Source organism: Streptomyces sp. NPDC046379 (assembly GCF_055587785.1).
This window is the reverse complement of sequence record NZ_JBVJFP010000011.1, coordinates 174,783-195,951: the sequence shown is the minus strand read 5'-3', so window position 1 is coordinate 195,951 and position 21,169 is coordinate 174,783. Positions and strand designations below refer to the sequence as shown.

General features: G+C 74.4%; 23 protein-coding genes. 15 read left to right on the top strand and 8 right to left on the bottom strand.

What is annotated here, in order from left to right:
* Positions 1–44 precede the first annotated feature (44 nt).
* Positions 45–2,420 carry a SpoIIE family protein phosphatase gene (locus ACZ6KF_RS20705; protein WP_469239544.1) on the top strand — a complete coding sequence of 792 codons (2,376 nt, stop codon included), beginning with the start codon at positions 45–47 and terminating at the stop codon, positions 2,418–2,420.
* A 30-nt stretch (positions 2,421–2,450) separates the two neighbouring features.
* Entirely contained in the window at positions 2,451–3,155 is a 705-nt protein-coding gene (locus ACZ6KF_RS20700) for a DUF4232 domain-containing protein (RefSeq protein ID WP_356628863.1), read from the top strand.
* A 4-nt stretch (positions 3,156–3,159) separates the two neighbouring features.
* Here ACZ6KF_RS20700 and ACZ6KF_RS20695 read toward each other — a convergent pair whose 3' ends face one another.
* On the bottom strand, positions 3,160–4,065 hold the full coding sequence (locus ACZ6KF_RS20695) for a helix-turn-helix domain-containing protein (protein ID WP_469239542.1): 906 nt from the start codon (positions 4,063–4,065) through the stop codon (positions 3,160–3,162).
* A 69-nt stretch (positions 4,066–4,134) separates the two neighbouring features.
* Here ACZ6KF_RS20695 and ACZ6KF_RS20690 point away from each other — a divergent pair, with 69 nt between their 5' ends.
* On the top strand, positions 4,135–4,968 hold the full coding sequence (locus tag ACZ6KF_RS20690) for a phytanoyl-CoA dioxygenase family protein (protein WP_469239540.1): 834 nt from the start codon (positions 4,135–4,137) through the stop codon (positions 4,966–4,968).
* A gap of 147 nt (positions 4,969–5,115) precedes the next feature.
* Positions 5,116–6,021 (top strand): hypothetical protein, encoded by a 906-nt coding sequence (locus ACZ6KF_RS20685; RefSeq protein WP_469157820.1) that lies wholly within the window; start codon positions 5,116–5,118, stop codon positions 6,019–6,021.
* On the opposite strand, the gene ACZ6KF_RS20680 is transcribed toward ACZ6KF_RS20685, so the two are convergent.
* Both ACZ6KF_RS20680 and ACZ6KF_RS20675 read right to left on the bottom strand, forming a co-directional pair.
* Entirely contained in the window at positions 6,022–6,552 is a 531-nt protein-coding gene (locus tag ACZ6KF_RS20680; RefSeq protein WP_356628871.1) for a flavoprotein, read from the bottom strand. It abuts the gene before it with no gap.
* 238 nt (positions 6,553–6,790) lie between these two features.
* On the bottom strand, positions 6,791–7,231 hold the full coding sequence (locus tag ACZ6KF_RS20675; RefSeq protein ID WP_356628873.1) for a nuclear transport factor 2 family protein: 441 nt from the start codon (positions 7,229–7,231) through the stop codon (positions 6,791–6,793).
* 237 nt (positions 7,232–7,468) lie between these two features.
* On the opposite strand from ACZ6KF_RS20675, the gene ACZ6KF_RS20670 reads away from it, so the two are divergent.
* Positions 7,469–7,921, top strand: coding sequence for a nitroreductase family deazaflavin-dependent oxidoreductase (locus tag ACZ6KF_RS20670; RefSeq protein WP_356629178.1), 453 nt, complete (start codon positions 7,469–7,471; stop codon positions 7,919–7,921).
* Between the two features lie 81 nt (positions 7,922–8,002).
* Here ACZ6KF_RS20670 and ACZ6KF_RS20665 read toward each other — a convergent pair whose 3' ends face one another.
* Positions 8,003–9,031, bottom strand: a complete 1,029-nt coding sequence (locus tag ACZ6KF_RS20665; RefSeq protein WP_469157821.1) for a cation diffusion facilitator family transporter — start codon at positions 9,029–9,031, stop codon at positions 8,003–8,005.
* Positions 9,032–9,157: 126 nt separating this feature from the next.
* Here ACZ6KF_RS20665 and ACZ6KF_RS20660 point away from each other — a divergent pair, with 126 nt between their 5' ends.
* Both ACZ6KF_RS20660 and ACZ6KF_RS20655 read left to right on the top strand, forming a co-directional pair.
* Positions 9,158–10,177: a glutathione S-transferase family protein gene (locus ACZ6KF_RS20660; RefSeq protein WP_469239538.1), complete on the top strand. Its 1,020-nt coding sequence runs from the start codon at positions 9,158–9,160 to the stop codon at positions 10,175–10,177.
* A gap of 62 nt (positions 10,178–10,239) precedes the next feature.
* Entirely contained in the window at positions 10,240–10,545 is a 306-nt protein-coding gene (locus tag ACZ6KF_RS20655; RefSeq protein ID WP_356628879.1) for a DUF4235 domain-containing protein, read from the top strand.
* A gap of 46 nt (positions 10,546–10,591) precedes the next feature.
* Here the strand turns inward: ACZ6KF_RS20655 and ACZ6KF_RS20650 are convergent, their stop codons facing one another.
* Positions 10,592–10,984, bottom strand: coding sequence for a VOC family protein (locus ACZ6KF_RS20650; protein WP_469157823.1), 393 nt, complete (start codon positions 10,982–10,984; stop codon positions 10,592–10,594).
* Between the two features lie 208 nt (positions 10,985–11,192).
* Positions 11,193–12,167, bottom strand: coding sequence for a GlxA family transcriptional regulator (locus ACZ6KF_RS20645; protein ID WP_356628883.1), 975 nt, complete (start codon positions 12,165–12,167; stop codon positions 11,193–11,195).
* 71 nt (positions 12,168–12,238) lie between these two features.
* Between ACZ6KF_RS20645 and ACZ6KF_RS20640 the strand changes: the two genes are divergently transcribed.
* The 5 genes from ACZ6KF_RS20640 to ACZ6KF_RS20620 all read left to right on the top strand — a co-directional run bounded on the left by ACZ6KF_RS20640 (position 12,239) and on the right by ACZ6KF_RS20620 (position 16,667).
* Complete coding sequence (locus ACZ6KF_RS20640) at positions 12,239–13,189, top strand: NADP-dependent oxidoreductase (RefSeq protein ID WP_469239537.1); 951 nt, start codon at positions 12,239–12,241, stop codon at positions 13,187–13,189.
* 259 nt (positions 13,190–13,448) lie between these two features.
* The gene (locus tag ACZ6KF_RS20635) at positions 13,449–13,823 is read left to right on the top strand and encodes an anti-sigma factor antagonist (protein WP_356628887.1); all 375 of its coding nucleotides are present in this window, start codon (positions 13,449–13,451) and stop codon (positions 13,821–13,823) included.
* 114 nt (positions 13,824–13,937) lie between these two features.
* Positions 13,938–14,624: a DUF4230 domain-containing protein gene (locus tag ACZ6KF_RS20630; protein WP_356628889.1), complete on the top strand. Its 687-nt coding sequence runs from the start codon at positions 13,938–13,940 to the stop codon at positions 14,622–14,624.
* 79 nt (positions 14,625–14,703) lie between these two features.
* Positions 14,704–15,261 (top strand): VanZ family protein, encoded by a 558-nt coding sequence (locus ACZ6KF_RS20625; protein WP_469175004.1) that lies wholly within the window; start codon positions 14,704–14,706, stop codon positions 15,259–15,261.
* A 170-nt stretch (positions 15,262–15,431) separates the two neighbouring features.
* Positions 15,432–16,667 carry a ricin-type beta-trefoil lectin domain protein gene (locus ACZ6KF_RS20620; RefSeq protein WP_469175005.1) on the top strand — a complete coding sequence of 412 codons (1,236 nt, stop codon included), beginning with the start codon at positions 15,432–15,434 and terminating at the stop codon, positions 16,665–16,667.
* 33 nt (positions 16,668–16,700) lie between these two features.
* Here the strand turns inward: ACZ6KF_RS20620 and ACZ6KF_RS20615 are convergent, their stop codons facing one another.
* Entirely contained in the window at positions 16,701–16,937 is a 237-nt protein-coding gene (locus ACZ6KF_RS20615) for a hypothetical protein (protein WP_356628895.1), read from the bottom strand.
* Positions 16,938–17,059: 122 nt separating this feature from the next.
* Positions 17,060–17,887: an SDR family oxidoreductase gene (locus ACZ6KF_RS20610; RefSeq protein ID WP_356628897.1), complete on the bottom strand. Its 828-nt coding sequence runs from the start codon at positions 17,885–17,887 to the stop codon at positions 17,060–17,062.
* A gap of 171 nt (positions 17,888–18,058) precedes the next feature.
* Between ACZ6KF_RS20610 and ACZ6KF_RS20605 the strand changes: the two genes are divergently transcribed.
* The 3 genes from ACZ6KF_RS20605 (at position 18,059) to ACZ6KF_RS20595 (ending at position 21,165) form a co-directional block, all read left to right on the top strand.
* Positions 18,059–19,096, top strand: a complete 1,038-nt coding sequence (locus ACZ6KF_RS20605; RefSeq protein WP_469239535.1) for a PHP domain-containing protein — start codon at positions 18,059–18,061, stop codon at positions 19,094–19,096.
* Between the two features lie 217 nt (positions 19,097–19,313).
* The gene (locus tag ACZ6KF_RS20600; RefSeq protein ID WP_469157826.1) at positions 19,314–19,970 is read left to right on the top strand and encodes an HAD family hydrolase; all 657 of its coding nucleotides are present in this window, start codon (positions 19,314–19,316) and stop codon (positions 19,968–19,970) included.
* A gap of 166 nt (positions 19,971–20,136) precedes the next feature.
* Entirely contained in the window at positions 20,137–21,165 is a 1,029-nt protein-coding gene (locus ACZ6KF_RS20595; protein WP_469239533.1) for an SDR family oxidoreductase, read from the top strand.
* Positions 21,166–21,169 lie beyond the last annotated feature (4 nt).

The following is a 21,169-nucleotide window of genomic DNA, read 5'->3' as shown; positions in this document are numbered from 1 at the left end:
GTGACTCTCTGTTCACTGTGGGTGCGCGCGATGGAGTGGCGACGATGAGCCGGGGCTATCCGTTCGACGAGGCCGCGACGGCCCGCGCTGTCATCGACGGCGAGGGCGTCGTGACCGAGTGGAGCGAGGGCGCCCGGCGGCTGCTGGGCTGGACGGCCGAGGAGGTCGTCGACCGCCCGGCGGACCGGCTGGTCGAGGGCCCGCTGCCGCCGCTGCGGGGCTCGCGCCGGCACGGGACGGTGACGCTGCGCCACCGGGACGGCCGTACGGTCCGGGTCTGGCTGCTCGCCCACCACCGCTCCCCGCGCTACGGCGGCGCCGGCGACTGGCTCGTCGTCACCCCGCTGGAGGCCGGCCGCGACCGCCCCGCGGACCGTGCCCTGGACGACGCCGACCTCACCCAGTACCCGTGCGCCCTCGCCGTCTACGACGACCGGCTGCGCCTGTACCGGATGAACGACGCGCTGGCCGAGGTCGTCGGGCTGCCCGAGGAGCGGCTGCGCGGTCTGCGGCTGCCCGAGATGAGCGTGCGGCTCGCCGGCGACGAGATCGAGCGGCAACTGCTCCAGGTCCTCACCACCGGACGCGGGCACGACATGCACACCTATGTGCCGATCGGCGACCACGGCCGGGTGCACGCCTGGCTGGCCCGGATGACGCCGCTGAAGGACGAGGCGGGCCGGGTGCGCGGGGTGTGCGTCGCGGTCCACGACTTCTCCGAGCAGTACCTGGCGCGCGAACGGCTGCAGCTGGTCAACGAGGCGAGCAGGCGCATCGGCACCACCCTGGACGTCACCCGCACGGCACAGGAGCTGGCGGACGTCTGCGTGCCCGCCCTCGCCGACTTCGCCTGTGTGGACCTGCTCGACCCGCCCGAGCCCGGGACCGACGCCGCGCCGGGTCCCCTCGCCGCGCCGCTCCGGCTGCGCCGGGCCGCCCACCGGGCCGTCGGCCCCGAGGGCTTCGAGACGGTGGTCAAGCCCGGCCGGGTGGAGAGCTACCCCGCCGGCTCGCCGCAGACCGATGCCATGACGGCCGGCCGCACGATGGTCGCCTCGGCGCCGTCCGACGAGCTGGAGCGCTGGACGGGCTGGGACGAGGCCCGGCTGCGGCACGCCCGGCAGTACGGCATCCACTCCACGATGTCGGTGCCGATCCGGGCCCGCGGCACCACCCTGGGGGCCGTCGTCCTGCACCGCTTCAGCCGCCCCGACGCCTTCACGCCGGACGACCGGCTGCTGGCCGAGGAGATCACCGCGCGGGCCGCCGTCTGCGTCGACAACGCCCGCCGCTACTCACGGGAGCGCGAGACCGCCCTCGCCCTCCAGCGCAGCCTGCTGCCCCGCTCGCTGCCGCGCACGGCGGCACTGGAGGTGTCCTCCCGCTACCTTCCGGCGGCGCGCGCCGGGGTGGGCGGCGACTGGTTCGACGTGATCCCGCTGTCCGGGATGCGGGTGGCGATGGTCGTCGGGGACGTCGTCGGCCACGGGGTGCAGGCTTCGGCCACCATGGGGCGGTTGCGCACCGCCGTGCGCACCCTCGCGGACATCGACCTCGCCCCGGACGAGCTGCTCACCCACCTCGACGACCTGGTGGTCAGGCTGTCCGCCGAGTCGGGCGGCGAGGGCAGCCCCGGCGAGCTGGGCGCCACCTGCCTGTACGCGGTGTACGACCCGGTGTCCCGGCGCTGCGCTCTCGCCCGGGCCGGCCATCCGCCGCCGGTGGTGGTCCCGCCGGGCGGCGCGGCGCGGGAGCTGGAGCTGCCCGCGGGCCCGCCGCTGGGCCTGGGCGGGCTGCCGTTCGAGGCGGCGGAGCTGTACCTGCCCGAGGGGACCGTGCTGTCGTTCTACACGGACGGCCTGGTGGAGAGCCGCGAGCGGGACGCCGGGACCGGCCGTGCGCTGCTGTGCGCGGCCCTGTCGGAGTCGGCCGACTCCCTGGACGGCGCCTGCGACCGGGTGCTGCACGCGCTGCTGCCGCCGACGGGCGCCTGCGACGACGTGGCCCTGCTGCTGGCCCGCACCCACGGCCTGTCCGCCTCGCAGGTGGCGACCTGGGACATCCCGGCCGACCCCGCCCTGGTCGCGCCGATCCGCAAGCAGGTCGTGGACCAGCTGGACGCCTGGACGCTGCAGGACGCCACCTTCACCGCCGAGCTGGTCGTCAGCGAGCTGGTCACCAACGCCATCCGCTACGGCGCGCCGCCCATCCGGCTCCGGCTGATCCATGACGCGGCCACGCTGATCTGCGAGGTCTCGGACACCAACCACACGGCCCCGCATCTGCGCCGCGCCAAGACCTGGGACGAGGGCGGCCGGGGTCTGCTGCTGGTCGCCCAGCTCACCCAGCGCTGGGGCAGCCGGCACACCCCCGAGGGCAAGACGATCTGGGCGGAACTGGCGCTGCTGGAAGAGGGGTGATGTTGTCCGGAGCCGGGCACATCGAGTTACATGTTCCTTACGTCCCCCTCCGTGCGCCCGCCGTCGCTCCTCGTGGGCGCGGTCGCGGTCCTGGGCCTGCTGACCGGGTGCGGCGGCGAGAGCGGCGGAACCGCGAGCGACACCGCACGGCCCTCGGCCACCGGCACGCCCACGAGTCCGGCCCCCGCGGCCCCGTCCGCCTCTTCGCCCGCTTCCCCGTCGGCCACCGCCCCGGCGTCGTCCCCGGCCTCGGCTCCGGAATCGGCGTCCGGATCGGCACCGGGATCGGCGTCCGCCCCGGCCTCTGCGCCGGCCGGCGCCCGCTGCCGCACCTTTGAGCTGAACGCGTCCCTCGGCACCCCCGACTTCGGCGCCGGGCAGCGGAACTTCCCGATCGTCCTCACCAACACCTCCTCGCGCTCCTGCACGGTGTACGGCTTCCCGGGCGCCGCCTTCGCCGACGCCGCCGGCCGTCAACTGGGCCCCGACCCCGAGCGCGGGCCCGAGTCGCCGGCCCGCGTGACGCTGGCCCCGGGCGGGCACGCGTGGGCCGGGCTGTCGTACTCCAACCCGGAGCTGAGCGGCGCGCCCACGGCGACCCCGGCGGCCCTGATGGTCACGCCTCCGGACGAGCGGGAGCCGTTGAGGGTGCCGTGGACGGCGGGCGCGGTGCCCGTGGGCGGCGCCGAGGGAGAGGTGACCCTCACCCCGTTCCGGGCGGGCACCGCGGGCTGAGCGGTCAGCGGTGGGCGGCCCGGTAGGCGCCGGGCGGGGTGCCGTAGCGGGCGCGGAAGACCCGGTTGAAGTGGTATGGGCTGGCGAACCCGGAGGCGGCGGCCACCCGCTCCACGGACAGGTCGGTGGCCTCCAGCAGCTGGGCGGCGTGCCGCAGCCGCGCCTCGCGCAGGGCCCGCATCGGCGACCGGCCGAGCTGCTGGGCGAACAGATGGGCGAGCCGGGACGGTGACAGGGCGACCGCCTCGGCGAGCGAGCGGACGGTGTGCGGCGCGCCCGGGTCGGCGTCGATGAGCGCCTGCGCCCGGCGCACGCGCTCGTCCACGCCCGGCGCCGGGGCCGGCTCGCGGGCGGCGGAGGCGGTGAGCAGCACCACCTCCGCCAGCGCGCACAGGGCGAGTTCGCGGGCGGCGGTGCCGTGCGCGACGGCGACCCGGTCGTCGGCGGGCACGGTGTCGGGCGGGGGTCCGGCGCCGGTCCAGCGGGCGTCGGCGCGCATCCGGCGGAACGCCGACTCGATCCGGCCGTGCAGCCCGGCCGGCACGGGCCCGACGACGTACATGCCGTCCCCGGCGTCGTACGGGCGCAGCCAGGACTGCCAGGTCGGGCGGGGCGGGCAGTGGGCCCACCAGAACCGCCAGTGCGGGGCGTCCGGCGCGACGGCGTACTTCTGCCGCACGCCGGGCGCGAGCACGACGAGGTCGCCGGCGCCCGCGCGGGTCTCGGCCCGGCCCTGACGCAGCCTGCCGTGGCCGCCGGTCGTCCAGGTGAACAGCCAGCTGTCCGACCCGCGCGGCCGGTCGACGGCGTAACCGGGGGCCTGGTCGAAGTGTCCGACGACCACCAGGCCGGGCGGCGGCGACGGGGCGCCGCCGCCGGCAGCAGTCCCGGGCAATTCGTCAGCGCTCATGGGCATCCTCCCGGGCGGCGTACCGGCCTAGCGTGGGTGCACCGGGACACCTCAGCGAGGAGTGGACGCATGACAGCCACGGACATCGGCGCCGCCGGTACCCCCATGCTTACCCCGGAAGGGCTCGCACGGTTTCACGACGACGGCTTCACCGTGGTGCGGGGGCTGTTCGGGCCCGCCGAGATCGCCCTGCTGTGCGGCGAGTTCGCGGCGCTGCACGCGGCCGGCCCGGTGCCGGGCCACTTCGAGCCGCGGGCCGTCGAGGCGGGCCGGCCCGCCGATCCGCTGGCGGAGTATCCGCGCGTGATGCACCCGCACGAGATCAACCCGGTGGCGCGGGGCTTCCTGCTGGACCCGCGGCTGCGCCGGATCCTGGAGACGCTGCTGGGCGAGGAGGTGCTGGCGGCGCAGAGCATGTTCTACTTCAAGCCGCCGGGCGCGCGCGGGCAGGCGCTGCACCAGGACAACTTCTATCTGCGGGTCGAGCCGGGCACCTGTGTGGCTGCCTGGGTGGCCTGCGACGACATCGACCGGGAGAACGGCGGTCTGGAGGTCGTGCCGGGCACCCACCGGATGGACGTCTTCTGCCCGGAGGAGGCGGACGCCGAGGTGTCCTTCGCTCGGGAGTACGTGCCGCCGCCGCCCGGCCTGAGCCCCGTGCCGGTCGACATGGCGCCGGGCGACGTCCTGTTCTTCAACGGCAGCCTGGTGCACGGCTCGGGGCCCAACCGCAGCGCCTGCCGCTTCCGCCGCTCCTACATCGGCCACTACGTGGGCCGCTCCACCGAGCGCATCGGCGGCTACTACCGCACCCTCGCCATGAACGGCGACCGGGTCCCGCTGCCGGAGAGCGAGGGCGCCGGGCCGTGCGGCACCGAGTTCGCGCCGGGAGGCCCGCACTGAGGATTGCTGCCCGCAGGTGACGGCCCGGCGTGGGAACGCGGGCTCGGCGCGGACCGTCGCGCATCCTCGGAGCGGACGACCGGCGACCGGCCGGTCCCCCCTGCGCCACGGCAGACCCGTGGCGCCGGCAGGTCCGGGAGGAACGCGATGCCGACACGTCCCACCACACGCAGGGTGCTGCGGGCACTGACCGCCACGACCGCCTTGACCCTCGCCCTCGCGGCGCCCGCCGTCGGGAAGTCCGAACCACCGGCCGCCGTCGCACGTCCCGAACCGGTGGCCGCCGTCGGGAAGCCCGAACCGGTGGCCGACCCCCTGCCCGGCACCCCCGCGACGCTGTGCGCGCCCGCCGGGACGCTGCGGGGCGCGGGCGGACAGCGCGCCTCGGTCGGCCTGTGCGCGAGCAGCGGCACGCCGACGATGGCCGTCTCGGCGCCGGCGACCTGCCACGGCAGGGCCGCCTGTCTGACTTCCGGCACCTGGACGGCGCTGCGCGGCGGCCGCACGGTCGCCTCCGGGACGCTGCCCGGATCGGGGCCGTACCCGGGGCCGGGCACGTACGACATCGAGGCCGACGTGCGGGTGCGCTCCGCACCGGCCGGCGTCGACCTGACCGGCACCGTCCGGGCGCGGCTGACCTTCACCGCGCCGCTGCCGGAGCCGACGCACCGCGTCGAGGTCGCCGGGGGCCCGCTGCGGACGGGCGCCACGACCACGCTCACCTACACCGTCGCCCGGGACAGCGAACAGGGCGACGGCAGCGCCCGGTTCGGGCTCATCGGCGAGGAGGGCAGCGGCGTACGGCTGGCCACGGACGACGCCCGCTGCGTCAACCCGCTGGTCGGCAGCCACCCGTCGAGGACCCGCCTCGGCCACGCCCTCGACTGCGCCCTCACCGACCTCCAGCCGGGCCGTCCGTCCACCGTCGTCGTCCGGGTGACGCTCGGCGGGTCCTGCTCGACGGTGGTCTCGAAACTGGGCTACTGGATGCCGCGCGGCCAGGCCCTGTACACGGGCGGGATGCTGGCGGGTCCGACGGTGCGCTGTGGCTAGCTACCGCTCGATCAGGTCCAGCGCGCGGGTCCAGGGGAACGCGGGTCGGCGGCCGTCGGGACCAGGGTCCCCGGAGTACGGGTCGCCGAAGCGGACGTTCATCGCGCGCAGCCGGGTCAGGCTGTCGCCGTACGCGGGGTGGGCGGCCAGGGCGTCGGAGACGCAGGGCAGGGCGGCGACGGGGACGCCGAGGCCGAGGGCCTCGCACAGGGTGGCCAGGGCCAGGGTGTCGGCGATGCCGGCCGCCCACTTGTTGACGGTGTTGAAGGTGGCGGGGGCGACGATCACGGCGTCCGGCGGCGGGAAGGGACGCGGCTCGCCGGGCCTGCGCGGAGCGCAGCGGATCGGACGGCCGGACAGCGCCTCGACGGCGGCGGCGTCGAAGAAGCCGTCCATCGCCGCGGGGGTGGCGATGACGCCGACCGTCCAGCCCCGCTCCCGGGCGGCGGCGACGAGGTCGCCGACGCCCGCCGCGATCCCGGCGGCGCAGACGACGACGTAGAGGAAGGGCTTCTCGTCCTGTTCGTTCACCCGGGCAGCCTAGTGCGGCCCGGTGGACGGAAAAGGGGAGGCCGAGGCTCGTCGACGGTCGCCGCGGCGGGGCGCCTCGGTAACGGCGTGGAGCGGATCGGCGGGCGGACCTCGGAAGCGGCGTGGAGCGCATCGGGGGGCGGGCCTCGGAAACGGCGTGAAAGGGCGCATCGGCGACGCTCGCCGCCCCGCCCGCCGCCGCCGTCGCCGGGACGCCGACGGCGGCGGGCCGAGCGCGTCAGCGGGAGGCGGCGAAGGCGTCGGCGACCGCCAGGCTGTCCTCGTAGACGTGGTGGCGCACGATCCGGCCGTCCTCGACGGTGAGATGGAGGGCGAAGCGAGCGCGGTAGGGGCGGCCGGTGGAACGCGCCGTCTGGCGGATCTCCCCGAGCAGCACGGCGTCGGTCCCGTCGACCAGGATGCGTTCGACGCGGGTGTCGGCGGTGTCGGGGAGGTGGTGGGCGGCGAGCTCCCGGTAGTGCTCGGCCGCCTCGGCCCGGGTGCCCCGTCGCCGGATCCACGGGGTCTCCGCACGCCCGTGCTCCGCGTCCGGCCAGCTCAGGCGCCAGTCGACGGAGTCCGCGTACAGGTCGGCGATCAGGTCGGGCTCGCCCCGGCCGATCCTGCGCAGCAGTTCCTCGACCACTGCGCGGGTGCTCTGACGGGGGGTGTCGGTCATGCGGGGCACTCTCCTTCGACTTCGGGGGGGGGGTGACGTGCGGGACGATGTTCCCAAACCCGACTGTGCCGCGTGCCGCGGTCGTGGCGCCGCTCCCTGCCGACGTAATCGGCCACCGTCGCCGGCCGGGACGGCCGATGCGCGAGTCGCGGAGGAAACCCGGGGCGCCGGGTGTTGCATGGGAGGACAGGAGCAGGAGCAGAACCAAGGAAGCTACTGGATGAGGGGACGGTGACCATGCCTCTGGAAGGCGAGTACGAACCCAGCCCGACGCAGTGGGTGCGGGAGCAGGTGGAGCTGTACGAGAGCTCCGGCGGGACCGAGGGCACGACCCTGGGGGACACGGGGATGCCGGTCGTCCTGCTGACCACGCGGGGCGCCAAGAGCGGCAAGCTGCGCAAGACGCCGCTGATGCGGGTCGAGCACGAGGGCCGGTACGCCGTCGTGGCCTCGTCGGGCGGCGCGCCGAAGCACCCGGTCTGGTACCACAATCTCAAAGCGGACCCGAAGGTGGAGCTGCAGGACGGGCCGGTGAAGCAGGACATGACCGCCCGCGAGGTCACCGGCGCGGAGAAGGCCGAGTGGTGGGAGCGGGCCGTCGCGGCCTATCCGCCGTACGCCGAGTACCAGGAGAAGACGGACCGCGAGATCCCGGTGTTCGTGCTGGAGCGGACCGAGGGCGGGAACTGACCGCGCCACCCCGCTGATTTCCGCCAGTTCCATGCATTTTTCTGCCCGGCACGCATGAACCCGTGCGGGCCGGGCACCGGATTAGCAGGCCCCGCCGCGCTCCCCCGTCGCGGCGGGGCTTTCCGCTGCCTCCCGTGCGCGCCGGTCGGTGACGTCGAGGAAGATCCGGTCCGCCTCGGGCACGGTGCGGGCGATCGACCGTTTGATGCGCACGGCCACCTCCTCGACCCGCTCGCTGTCGAGCCCGGGCACGAGGTCGACGCGGGCGGCGACCAGGGTGGAGTCGACGCCGGTCTTCATGGTGAACAGCGCCTCCACGCTGTCGATCTCCGGCTGGGCCGCCAGCAGGGCGCGGATCCGGGCGTCGGCCCGCGGATCCGCGGCCTCGCCGATCAGCTGGTCACGGGCGTCCCGGCCGAGGCGGTACGCCACATGGACGAGCAGCGCGCCGATCGCCAGCGAGGCCGCCGCTTCCCACGCCATCCGCCCCGTGGCCATGTGCAGGCCCATGCCGGCCAGGGCGATGACGACGCCGAGCACCGCGGCGCCGTCCTCGGCGATCACCGTGCGCAGCGCGGGGTCGCGCAGCCCGTCGGCGACACCCTGGACGCGCAGCTGGTGCAGGGCGCGCAGCAGTGAGGTCCCCTCGGCGAGCAGGGCGACGCCGAGCACCGCCATGCCCGCCGTGTAGCCGCCGAACGACTCCTCCCCGCCGTCGCGGAGCGCCTCGACACCCTGGAAGACGGAGAAGCAGCCGCCCATCACGAAGATGCCGACGGCCGCGAGCAGCGCCCAGAAGTACCGTTCCTTGCCGTAGCCGAAGGGGTGCCGCCGGTCGGCGGGGCGGCGGCTGCGGCGCAGGGCGGCCAGCAGGAACAGCTCGTTGACGCTGTCGGCCACCGAGTGCGCGGCCTCGGACAGCAGGGCGGGCGATCCGGCGACGAGACCGCCGGCCGCCTTGGCGGCGGCGATCACCAGATTGGCGGCGAGCGCCACCAGCACCGTGACCCGCGTCCTTCGATCGGCCCTGCGGGCCGCCTCGCTCCTCGGGGCGGCTTCCGGCGGGGTCTGCGAGGGGGTCTTCGGCGAGGTCTTCGGGGAAGTCGACATCACCACGCCGTTTGCCCCGGCCCCCGGCGATCACACCGGTGCCGGAGCCGGAAACGGGGGAACTCGTGCACGCGACGAGCGGGACGCCCCGGGGCGGCGTGCCCGCAAGGCGGAGGAGAGGGCACCATGCGCGGCGAGGGCGACGGCAACAGCGCCTACGGAAGGAAGTCGTTCAGCCGGTCCAGGAGTCACTTCGGGGACCGGATCACCGCCGACGGCCGGGACGGGTGGCCGGTGGCGGCCGGACGGTACCGGCTGGTGGTCAGCCGTGCCTGTCCGTGGGCGAGCCGCGCGGTGATCTCCCGGCGGCTGCTGGGGCTGGAGCCCGCGTTGTCGCTGGCCATCGCCGACCCGCTGCAGGACGACCGCAGCTGGCGGTTCACCCTGGACCCCGACGGCCGCGACCCGGTCCTCGGCATCCGCCACCTCAGCGAGGCCTACGACAAACGGGAGACGGGATATCCGGGCGGCGTCAGCGTCCCGGCGATCGTGGACGTGGGCAGCGGAGAACTGGTCACCAACGACTACCAGCGGATCACCCTGGACTTCGCCACCGAGTGGACGGCCCTGCACCGCGAGGGCGCTCCGGACCTGTATCCCGAGGCGCTGCGGGACGAGATCGACGACGTCATGGCGGGCGTCCACGAGGACGTCAACAACGGGGTGTACCGGGCCGGGTTCGCCACCGGGCAGGAGGAGTACGAGGCTGCCTGCACGGACGTCTTCCGGCGGCTGGACCTGCTGACGCAGCGGCTGTCCCGGCGGCGGTACCTGGTCGGCGACACCATCACCGAGGCGGACATCCGGCTGTTCACCACACTGGTCCGGTTCGACGCCGTCTATCACGGGCACTTCAAGTGCAACCGCTACAAGCTGACGGAGAACCAGGTGCTCTGGGCGTACGCCCGTGACCTGTTCCAGACACCCGGCTTCGGGGACACCGTCGACTTCGACCACATCAAGCGGCACTACTACCAGGTGCACACCGGCATCAACCCGACCGGGATCGTGCCGCTCGGTCCGGATCTGTCCGGCTGGACCGCGCCGCACCACCGCCAGGAACTCGGCGGTCGCCCGTTCGGGGACGGCGTGCCGCCCGGACCGGTCCGTCCGGGGGAAGAAGTGCCGCAAGCGGGCCGCCCCTGAGCGACCGGGGACGGCCACCGGGAATCACCATCGGGAAACGACCAGGAGCAGGAGACACCCACGTGGGCAAGAAGAGCAAGAAGCAGAAGCTGCCGTTCGCGTATCAGCCGGTCGGCTGGCTGTTGGGCTACGCGGGCGGCATGCTGGCCGGCATCGCGTTCCGCAAGACGTGGATGGCGATCCGGCACGAGGAGGACGCGCCCGACGCGCTGGACCCGGACCGCGGCTGGGGCGAGATCCTGCTGGCCGCCGCGATCCAGGGCGCCATCTTCGCCACGGTGCGCAGCGCGGTGGACCGCAGCGGCGCCAAGATCATCGAGCGCCGGACCGGGGTGTGGCCGGCCGGGGAGAAGGGCGGCCGGGACTGACCCGGCGGCGCCGACCGCCTTGGAGGCCCCGGCCGGTGCCGGGGCCTCAGCCCTGTTTGGGGGCCGTCGGGGTGGTCGTGCGCAGGATGAAGGAGTGGCCGGCGGGGTCGGCGTAGCCGCGCTCCTCGAAGGGGCCGGAGGCGTCCTTGGTCTCCGTGGGGCGTCCGCCGAGCGAGACGATCCGGCGTTCGGCGGCGTCCAGGTCCGTGACCTCGAATTCCAGGTGGGTCTGGAGGGAGTTCTCGGGGCGCGGCCAGCTCGGCGGGGTCGCGTTGACGTCGCGGCGCAGCGCCAGGCGGATGCCGTCGGCGCCGCGGATCTCGACGCGGTTGGCGCTCGCCTCCGTCTCCTCGGCCTCCAGCAGCTGCCGGTAGAACTCGGCGAGCTTCTCGGGCTCGGCGCAGTCCAGCACCACCACGCCCGCGGTCACCAGTGCCATGTCTCCTCCGTGGGGCTTGCCGCTCTCCGGCCGCGCGGCGGTCGGCCCCGCGGCCCTGCACCAAGCGGATATCCCGGCTCGGTGGATTCAGTCGGCGGGGCGGCGGGGCCCGGCGGGGCGCGCGGGTGGGAGGGGGCGGCTCGGGCCGGGCGCCGGATCCCCGACGGCGTCGAGCGCGGGTGCGCCGCACCGGTGCGCGCCCGCCCCGTCAGCGGGTCGTCTGGAAGGTGCGCCGGTAGGCCTGCGGGGAGACGCCGATCGCCGCGTGGAGGTGCTGGCGCAGGGACGCCGCGGTGGCGAAGCCGACCTGGCCGGCGATGCGGTCGACGGGCAGGTCGCTGGACTCCAGCAGGTGCCGGGCGCGGGCCACGCGCTGCTGGACGAGCCAGCGGCCCGGGCTGAGGCCGACCTCGTCGTGGAAGCGGCGGGCGAAGGTGCGCAGGCTCATCCCGGCGTGGGCGGCGAGCCGCGTCAGCGTCAGGGGTTCGCCGAGGCGTTCCAGCGCCCAGGCGCGGGTCGCGGCCGTGCTCGCGGCGCCGGCCTCGGGGACGGGCCGCTCGATGTACTGGGCCTGGCCGCCGTCGCGGAACGGGGGCACCACGCAGCGGCGGGCGACGGTGTTGGCGAGGCTGCTGCCGTGGTCCTTGCGGACGAGGTGCAGACAGACGTCGACGCCCGAGGCGGCACCGGCGGACGTGAGGATCCGGCCGTCGTCGACGAAGAGCACGTCCGGGTCGAGGTCGACGTACGGGAACCGGCGCCGGAACTCGTCGGCGAGCTGCCAGTGGGTGGTGGCCCGGCGGCCGTCGAGCAGGCCCGCCGCGGCGAGCACGAAGGCGCCGGTGCAGATCGACACGATGCGCGCGCCGGGGCGGATCAGGCCGAGCGCGGCCCGTAGTCCGTCCGGCAGCCCGTCGGGTACGGCCGCCGGGGCGACCGGCGCGATGACGACCGTGTCGGCGGTGGCGAGGATGCCGGGGCCGTGCTCGACGGTGACCGAGAAGTCGGCGTCGGTGCGGACCGGGCGGCCGTCGACGGTGCAGGTCAGCACCTCGTACCGGCCGTCGGCCGCGCCGAATATGCGGGCCGGGATGCTCAGTTCGAAGGGGTAGACCCCGTCGAGCGCGAGGACGACGACCCGCTGCGCCCGCCGCCCGTCCTGTCCGCCGTCGTCACACCGCATGGCAGGATCCTATCGGACCATGACCTTCATGCCATTTCCCGAACGGGCGGATCGGGGCAGGCTGGGTGACCATGAGCGATGTGAACACGATGCGAGCCATCAGCCAGGACGGCCTCGGCGGCCCCGAGGTCCTCCGCGAAGTGCGCGTGGAGCGGCCCGCTCCGCGGCCGAACGAGGTGCTGGTCCGGGTGCGGGCCGCCGGCGTCAACCCGACCGACTGGAAGCACCGGGAGACGGGCGGCTTCCTGGGCGAGCCGCCCTTCGTGCTCGGCTGGGACGTCTCCGGCGTCGTCGAGGAGACCGGGATCGGCGTGTGCGCCTTCCGGCCCGGCGACGAGGTCTGGGGCATGCTGCCCTATCCGTTCGGCCACGGCTCCCACGCCGAGTACGTCACCGTCCCGGCCCGCGCCCTCGCGCCCAAGCCGGCCGGGATCGACCACGTCCAGGCGGGCGCGCTGCCCCTGGTGTCGCTGACCGCGTGGCACGCCCTGGTGGAGAACGCCGGGCTGCGGCCCGGACAGCGGGTGCTGATCCACGCCGCGGCGGGCGGGGTCGGGCATGTGGCGGTGCAGATCGCCAAGGCGCTCGGGGCGCACGTCATCGGCACGGCGAGCGCGGGCAAGCACGATTTCCTGCGGGAGCTGGGCGCCGACGAGGTGATCGACTACCGGGCAACCGACTTCGCCGAGGCGGTGAAGGACGTCGACGTGGTGCTGGACACGCTCGGCGGCGAGACCTCCGTGCGCTCGCTGCGGGTGCTGCGTCCGGGCGGGATCGTGGTGTCGATCCTCCCGGTCGGCTCCGACGACTTCTACGAGGAGGCCGAGCGGCTCGGCGTCCGGGCGGTGAGGATGCTGGTGGACGCCGACCGCGCCGGGCTGAACGCGCTCGCGGAGCTGGTCGGGGCGGGGAAGCTGCGCGCGACGATCGCGGGAACGTTCCCGCTGGCCGAAGCCGCCGAGGCGCACCGGCGCGGCGAGACCGGGCGGACCGCGGGCAAGCTGGTGCTGGTGGTCGACTGAGCCGCCGTCCGGCCCTCCGGCCGATTCTCCGCCCGCCCGTCGGCCGGTTCTCCGTCCGCCCGTCGGCCGACTCTCCGGCCGACGGGCGGGCGACTTCGTCCAACCCTTCGTTCACACCTCGAACGAACTCGGCCGAACTCCGCCGTAATTCGGCGACATATGTCAACCGAACATGCTGGAATTCACTCGATCGGGGGTAACTTGCTGAGCGGGGCACCTAGTTGGGCGCCCCGCCCGGGCCAGCTGGAGGGACGTCGTCGTGGAGCAGGGGGCTGCGCCGCTCACCCGGCATCTGCGGGTCCACCGGGGCGAGGGGCACACGGTCCTGGAGTTCCGGGGAGAGATCGACATCATCGCCGCGGAGGAGATCCTGCCGCACCTCGACGCGGCGACGGCGACGCCCGGCGCCCGGATCGTCATCGACCTCGGCCCGGTCGAGTTCTTCGACTGCTCCGGCCTGCGGCTGCTGTTCCGGGCGCGCAGCCGGTGCCAGGCGCACGGCGGCCGGCTCCACCTGGTCTGCGCCCACCCGCTGACACTGCGCGTCCTGCGGGTCACCGGCCTGTCCGCGCTGGTGCCCCCGCAGCCCACCCTGGACGCGGCCCTGCGGCGCCCCGGAACGCCCGCGGTCTGACTCCCCGCGCTGCCGCGCCCTCCGTGTCTCCGACGGGTCGTGCATTCCGCCAACCGATCGGTCTGTCACGGCATTTGATGGGCATGCGCAGCACAGGGAAGGAGGACAGCCGCCATGACGACTTCCGAACGTTCCACACGTTCCACACGTTCCACGCGTTCCCCACGGCGCGTGCCCGGCTGGGCCAAGGCGGTGAGCGCGGTGGTGCTCGTGCTCGTCGTGCTGTTCGCCGGACTCCGGCTGACCGTGATGCCCGCGCTGGGGGACCTGTTCGGCACGGAGACCCACGACCGTTCCGGTCCGGCGCTGCTCAAGTCCATCAAGGACATCAGCCGTTACGACGCCGCGTCCGGCAACTTCCAGGTCGTGGTGGACCTGGAGAAGGACACCAAGTACCTGCCCGACGCGATCCGCGGCAGCCGCACGCTCTACGTCGGCGCGGGCACCGTGGACGCCTACGTCGACCTGGGCAGGGTCGGCGAGACGGACGTCACGGTCGACGATGACCGCACCTCCGCCACCATCCGGCTGCCGCACGCGGCGCTCGGCGAGCCGGCCCTCGACCCCGACCGCTCCTACGCCGTCTCCAAACAGCGCGGTCTGCTGGACCGGCTCGGGGATGTGTTTTCGGACAACCCGAACAGCGAGCAGGCCGTGCAGAAGCTCGCGGTGCGGCACATCCGGGACGCGGCGAAGGAGAGCGAACTGACCGCGCGCGCCGAGTCCAACACCACCGGCATGCTCCAAGGACTCCTGGGTTCCCTCGGGTTCAAGGAGGTGCGGGTCGTCTACGGACCCTGACCGCTCCGCACGGCATCGAGGACAGGTTGCCGGGTAAGCGGCTCTCACCCGGCGGCCGTCGACGACTGGAGGACCGACCATGTCCCTTACCGCCCTGCGCGCCCGCCTCCTGCCGCGCCCTCGCGCACGGCAGGCCGAGGCGCCCCGGACCCCGGAGCGCCGGACCCCGGAGCGCCGGCCGCCGCGGCGGCTGCTCGCGCTCCTGCTCCGCGGGCTGGCCGTGGCGGTCGCCTTCGTGGCGATGGTGGCGTTCGCGGTGGTCCTGGCCCGGCTCACCCTGCAGCCCTCCCCCGCCTCCGAGTCCCTGACCCACAGCAACCTGCGGCCGGGCGACTCCCTGCGTGCCTACGTGGACCAGCCGTCCCTGCGTTACGCCGTCAAGCAGATCGGCGGCAACCTGCTGCTCGGCGTGCCCTTCGGCGTCCTCGTCCCCGTCCTCGCGCCGCGCACCCGGGGCTTCCTGCGCGTCCTGCTGCTGACCGCGACGGTCATGCTGCTGGTGGAGCTGGCCCAGGGCGCGATGGTGACGGGCCGCGCCTTCGACATCGACGACGTCATCCTCAACACCACGGGCGCGCTGATCGGTTACCTGCTGCTGGGGCGGCGCATGAGCCGGGCGGTGCACTCCCGCACCTGAACGGCGAGGGCGGCCGGGGCGGTCGCGGGGACCCCCCGGATCCCGGCCTGTACCAAGGTATTGACGAGTCCTTAGTTCAGTCCTTGAATCAAGGGGAAACCTCACCTTCACCCCCCACCACAGGCGGCGCCCCGGATCCTTCCTGGGCCGCCGCCCGGAAGGGAATGCCCGTGGCCGCCTCCCCGCGCCTGCTCCGCAGATGTCTCCTCGGCGCCCTGTCCGCGCTCCTGGTCGGCTCCGCCGCCGTCGTCCCCGCGCACGCGGAACCGGTCGGCGTCCAGGCCGTGACGTTCTCCGACACCTTCGACGGGCCCGCCGGCGCGGCGGTCGACCCCGCCAAGTGGCAGCTGGAGACCGGCGACAACGTCAACAACCACGAGCGGCAGTACTACACGGCCGGCACCCGCAACGCCGCCCTGGACGGCCAGGGCCACCTCGTGATCACCGCCCGCCGCGAGAACCCCGCCAACTACCAGTGCTGGTACGGCACCTGCCAGTACACCTCGGCGCGGCTGAACACCGCCGGCAAGTTCACCGCCCAGTACGGGCACGTCGAGGCACGCATGAAGATCCCGCGCGGCCAGGGCATGTGGCCGGCGTTCTGGATGCTGGGCCACGACCTGGGCCAGGTCGGCTGGCCGGCCTCCGGCGAGATCGACGTGATGGAGAACGTCGGATTCGAACCCTCCACGGTCCACGGCACCCTGCACGGCCCCGGCTACTCCGGCTCCGGCGGCATCGGCGCGGGCTACACCCTCCCCGGCGGCCAGGCCTTCGCGGACGGCTTCCACACCTTCGCCGTCGACTGGGCGCCCGACTCCATCACCTGGTCGGTCGACGGCAACGTCTACCAGCGGCGCACCCCGGCCGACCTGAACGGCAACCCCTGGGTGTTCAACAAGCCGTTCTTCCTGATCCTCAACCTGGCGGTCGGCGGCTACTGGCCCGGCGACCCGGACGGCTCCACGGTCTTCCCGCAGCAGCTCGTCGTGGACCACGTGTCCGTGACGACCGGCGACTCCCCGGCCGGCGCCGCGATCAGGGGCCTCGCGGGCAAGTGCGTCGACGTGGCCGCGGCCAACACCGCCAACGGCACTCCCGTACAGCTCTACGACTGCAACGGCACCGCCGCGCAGCGCTGGACCGTCGGCGCGGACGGCACGATCCGGGCGCTCGGCAAGTGCCTCGACGTCTCGGGCGGCGCCACGGCGGACGGCACGCCCGTGCAGCTGTGGGACTGCAACGGCACCGGCGCCCAGCGCTGGGTGGTGACCGCCGCGCGGGACATCGTCAACCCGCAGGCGAACAAGTGCCTCGACGTCACCGGGAACAACTCCGCCAACGGCACCCGGCTGCAGATCTGGACCTGCACCGGCGGCGCCAACCAGAAGTGGACGGTCGGCTGAGCCGACGCGTCGGTGCGCGGTCCGGGGCGGACGTCAGTGCACGGTCCAGGTGAACTTGTCGCCGCCGACCCAGCGCACGACGTCCGGATCGTCCAGGTCGTGGACCGTGATGCCGAAGGCGGCGGCGGCCGTCAGGACGTCGGTGACGGCCCTGGCCGCACCGACCACCTCGCCGTCGATCTCCACGATGCGGAACGGCGGGATGCCGGGCTGAACGCCGAGCACCATGATCCGCGGGTGGGACATGTAGGGGCTCGCGATTTCGGTCATGACATAGAGCGTAGAGCGGAATCGGCCAACTCGGCCGGATGACGGCGGCGGCCCGGGACCGGCTCGGTCCCGGGCCGCCGTGCGGCCGGGGCCGGGCCGGTGCGCGGCCGGTGGACTGGGTCTCAGGGCCGCCGCCAGTCGTCGTCGGTCAGATGGGACCCGGCCTGCGGGCCCATCCGCAGCATCCCTCCGTCCACGGTCCACGAGGCCCCGGTGACGTACGAGGCGTCCGGCCCGGCGAGGAAGGCGATCACGGCCGCGACCTCCCGTGCGTCGCCCGGACGGCCGAGCGGCACCCCGGGGCGGCGCTCGGTGCGCACGTCGGTGTCCTCCTGCCCGGTCATCGGCGTGGCGATCTCGCCGGGCGCCACGGCGTTGACGGTGATGCCGTGCTCGGCCAGCTCCAGCGCCATGACCTGGGTGAGGAGGCCGAGCCCGCCCTTGGCCGCGCAGTACGGGGCCGCGCCCACCCGCGGCTGGTGCTCGTGGACGGACGTGACGTTGACGATCCGGCCCCCGTCGCCCTGCCGGATCATGTGCCGGGCCGCCCGCTGACCGCACAGGAACGGCCCCACCAGGTCCACGTCGAGGACCTCGCGCACGGTGGCCAGGTCGATGTCGAGGTACGGCGTGGCCGTGCCCGTGCCGGCGTTGTTGACCAGGACGTCCAGCCGGCCGAGCCGCTCGCACAGCTCGTCGACGACGTCGGCGGCGTCCGGCAGCCGGGTCAGGTCCATCCGCGCCACCTCGGCGCGCCGCCCGTGGGAGCGGACCTCCTCGGCGGTCTCCTCGGCGCCCTTTTCATCGCCGTGCCAGGTGATCCCGACGTCCAGTCCCGCCTCGGCCAGCCGGACGGCGGTGGCCCGGCCGATGCCGGAGTCGGCGCCGGTGATCACGGCGACCCTGCGGGACGGATCGGACGCGGGGGACGCGGGGGTGGGGGCTGACATCGGGGCCTCCTGGAGGGCGGGGGTACTGACGCTGGGTGCGCTCGCGCGCACGTCCCGTCGTCGTTTCGGTCGGGGCATCGCAGTACCCGTGGCGCGTACCGGGCAAACCGCCCTGACCGCCGTGCGGGCGGCGCGGCTCTGGGGAACCCTTGAGGGACCGAGGAGGTGACGATGGAGCCGGTCGAGGCACTGGAGCGGATCGCGTTCCTGCTGGAGCGGTCCCTGGCGCCGACCTACCGCGTCCGAGCCTTCCGCACCGCCGCCAGGGTGCTGTCCGGGCTGCCCGCGGACGAGGTGCGCGAGCGGGCGGGCAACGGCACCCTGGAGTCGCTCAAGGGCATCGGCCCCAAGACGGCGCAGGTCGTGCGCGAGGCGCTGACCGGGCAGCCGCCGGGTTATCTGGCCCAGCTGGAGGCCGAGGCCGCCGAGGAGCGGCCGGACGACCGGGCCGGCGCGGCGTTGCGGGTGATGCTGCGCGGGGACTGCCATCTGCACTCCGACTGGTCCGACGGCGGCAGCCCGATCGAGGAGATGGGCCGGGCCGCGGCGGCGCTCGGCCACGAGTGGGCCGTGCTGACGGACCACTCCCCCAGGCTGACGGTGGCGCGCGGCCTGTCGGCGGAGCGGCTGCGTGAGCAACTGGACGTGGTGGCCGCGCTCAACGCCACCTGGGCGCCGTTCCGGCTGCTCACCGGCATCGAGTGCGACATCCTCGAGGACGGCTCGCTCGACCAGGAGCCGGAGCTGCTGGACCGGCTCGACGTGGTCGTCGTCTCGGTGCACTCCAAGCTGCGCATGGACGCCCGCTCGATGACCCGCCGCATGGTCGCCGCGGTGAGCGATCCGCACGCGGACGTCCTCGGGCACTGCACCGGGCGGCTGGTGACCGGGCGCGGGCGGCCGGAGTCGCAGTTCGACGCGGACGAGGTGTTCGCGGCGTGCGCGCGGTCGGGCACCGCCGTGGAGATCAACAGCCGTCCGGAGCGGCTCGACCCGCCGCGCCGGCTGCTGCGCCGGGCGGTGGACGCGGGCGTGCTGTTCTCGATCGACACCGACGCGCACGCGCCGGGCCAGCTCGACTGGCAGATCCTCGGCTGCGCCCGCGCCGAGGAGTGCGGGGTGCCCGCGGAGCGCGTGGTGACCACCTGGTCGGGGCCGGAGCTGCTGACCTGGACGAAAGAGGGGCGGGTGCCGGCCCGGGCGGCGTGAAGAGGGGGGCGGGTGCCGGCCCGGGCGGGGTGAAACGCGGGGCGGGTGCCGGCCCGGTGGGGTGCTGAAGGGCGGATGCCGGCCGGGGCGGGGTGAAAGGAGGGACGGACGGTCCGGCGGGGTGAAACGCGGGGCGGGTGCCGGCCCGGTGGGGTGCTGAAGGGCGGATGCCGGCCGGGGCGGGGTGAGACGGACCGCCCGGTGGTACTCGGGAGCCATGAACCGTGCCGCTGTCTTCGACGTCGACGGAACCCTCGTCGACACCAATCACCTGCACGTCGTCACCTGGTGGGAGGCCTTCCGGCAGGCGGGCCACCGGGTGCCCATGCACGCCGTCCACCGGGCCGTGGGCCTCGGCTCCACGGACCTCGTCGCGCATCTGCTGGGCGAGGACCGGGACAAGGAGGAGGACGCCGACCTGAGCGCCGCCCACAAGGCGCTCTACGGACAGTACTTCGACCGGCTGCCCGCCCTGCCCGACGCCGGCCGGCTGCTGCGCCGGCTGCACCGGGACGGCTGGACGGTGGTCCTCGCCACCTCGGCGGGCGGCGCGGAACTGGACGCCCTGCGGCGCGCCCTCGACGCGGACGACGCCATCGCGGCGACCGCGAGCGCGGACGACGTGGACGCAGGCAAGCCCGCGGCCGAGCCGGTGGAGCACGCCCTGGAGCTGGCCGGGGCGCCCGCCGCGCAGTCGGTGTTCGTCGGCGACACGGTGTGGGACATGCGGGCGGGCAGCAGGGCCGGGGTGCGCTGCGTCGGCGTGCTGTGCGGCGGGGTGCCTCGGGCCGACCTGGAGGAGGCCGGGGCCGACGCGGTCTACGCCGACCCCGCCCATCTCCTCGCGTCTCTGCCGGGCGACGGCATCTGGTGACCGACGTCACTCGGGGTCCCGGCCGTGCGGCGGAACGCCCGACGCCGTCCGTCCGTTGCACCCCTCGGACCGCCCCGACCGGAATCCCCCGTCCGGTCGGGGCTTTTTCGCGCCCTCACGGGTACTCGGTCCGTCCCTCCCCGCAGGACGGCCGAAGGAGACGGAAGTGAGCAGCGCAGCGGGCCGAAGGATCGTCGTCACCGGCGCCACGGGCAACGTGGGCACCAGCGTGGTACGGGCCCTCGCCCAGGATCCGCGGGTCGGATCCGTGCGGGGACTGGCCCGCCGGCTGCCCGACGAGGCGCCGGCGAAGACCGACTGGTCGGCGGTGGACATCGCCTCGCAGCAGGCCGATCTCGTCAAGGAGTTCCTCGGTGCGGACGCCGTGATCCATCTGGCGTGGGCGTTCCAGCCCACCCACGATCCGGCGACCACCTGGCGCACCAACGTCCTCGGCGGCATCCGCGTCTTCGACGCGGTGGCCGAGGCGGGCGTACCGGCGCTGGTCCACGCCTCCTCGGTGGGCGCGTACTCGCCGGGTCCCAAGGACCGGGCGGTGGACGAGTCCTGGCCGACCCACGGCTGGCCGGACGCCGCGTACTGCCGCGAGAAGGCCTACCTGGAGCGCACCCTCGACACCTTCGAGCGGGACCATCCGGGGGTGCGGGTGGTGCGGATGCGGCCCGCGTTCCTGTTCAAGCGCGAGTCGGCGAGCGAGCAGCGGCGCATCTTCGGCGGCCGTTTCCTGCCGGGTCAGCTGGCGCGCCCGGAGCTGCTGCCGTTCCTGCCGGACATTCCGGGGCTGCGGGTGCAGGCGCTGCACACCGACGACGCGGCGGAGGCGTACCGGCTGGCGGCGCTCTCCGAGGTCCGGGGCGCGTTCAACATCGCCGCCGATCCGCCGGTCGACGCGCGGCTGCTGGCGGAGCACTTCGGCAGCCGTCCGGTGCGCCTCCCCCGTTCCGCTGCCCGTTCGGCGGTCGCGGCGGCCTGGGGGCTGCATCTGCTGCCCGCCTCCCCGCACCTGTTCGACGCGGTGCTGCGGCTGCCGCTGATGGACTGCACCCGTGCCCGCACGGAACTGGGCTGGAGCCCTCGGCTCACGGCGACCGAGGTCATCGAGGAGTTCGTGCAGGGGATGCAGCAGGGAGCGGGGGAACGCACCGCGCCGATGCGGGGGCGCAAGGTGGGCTAGCCGG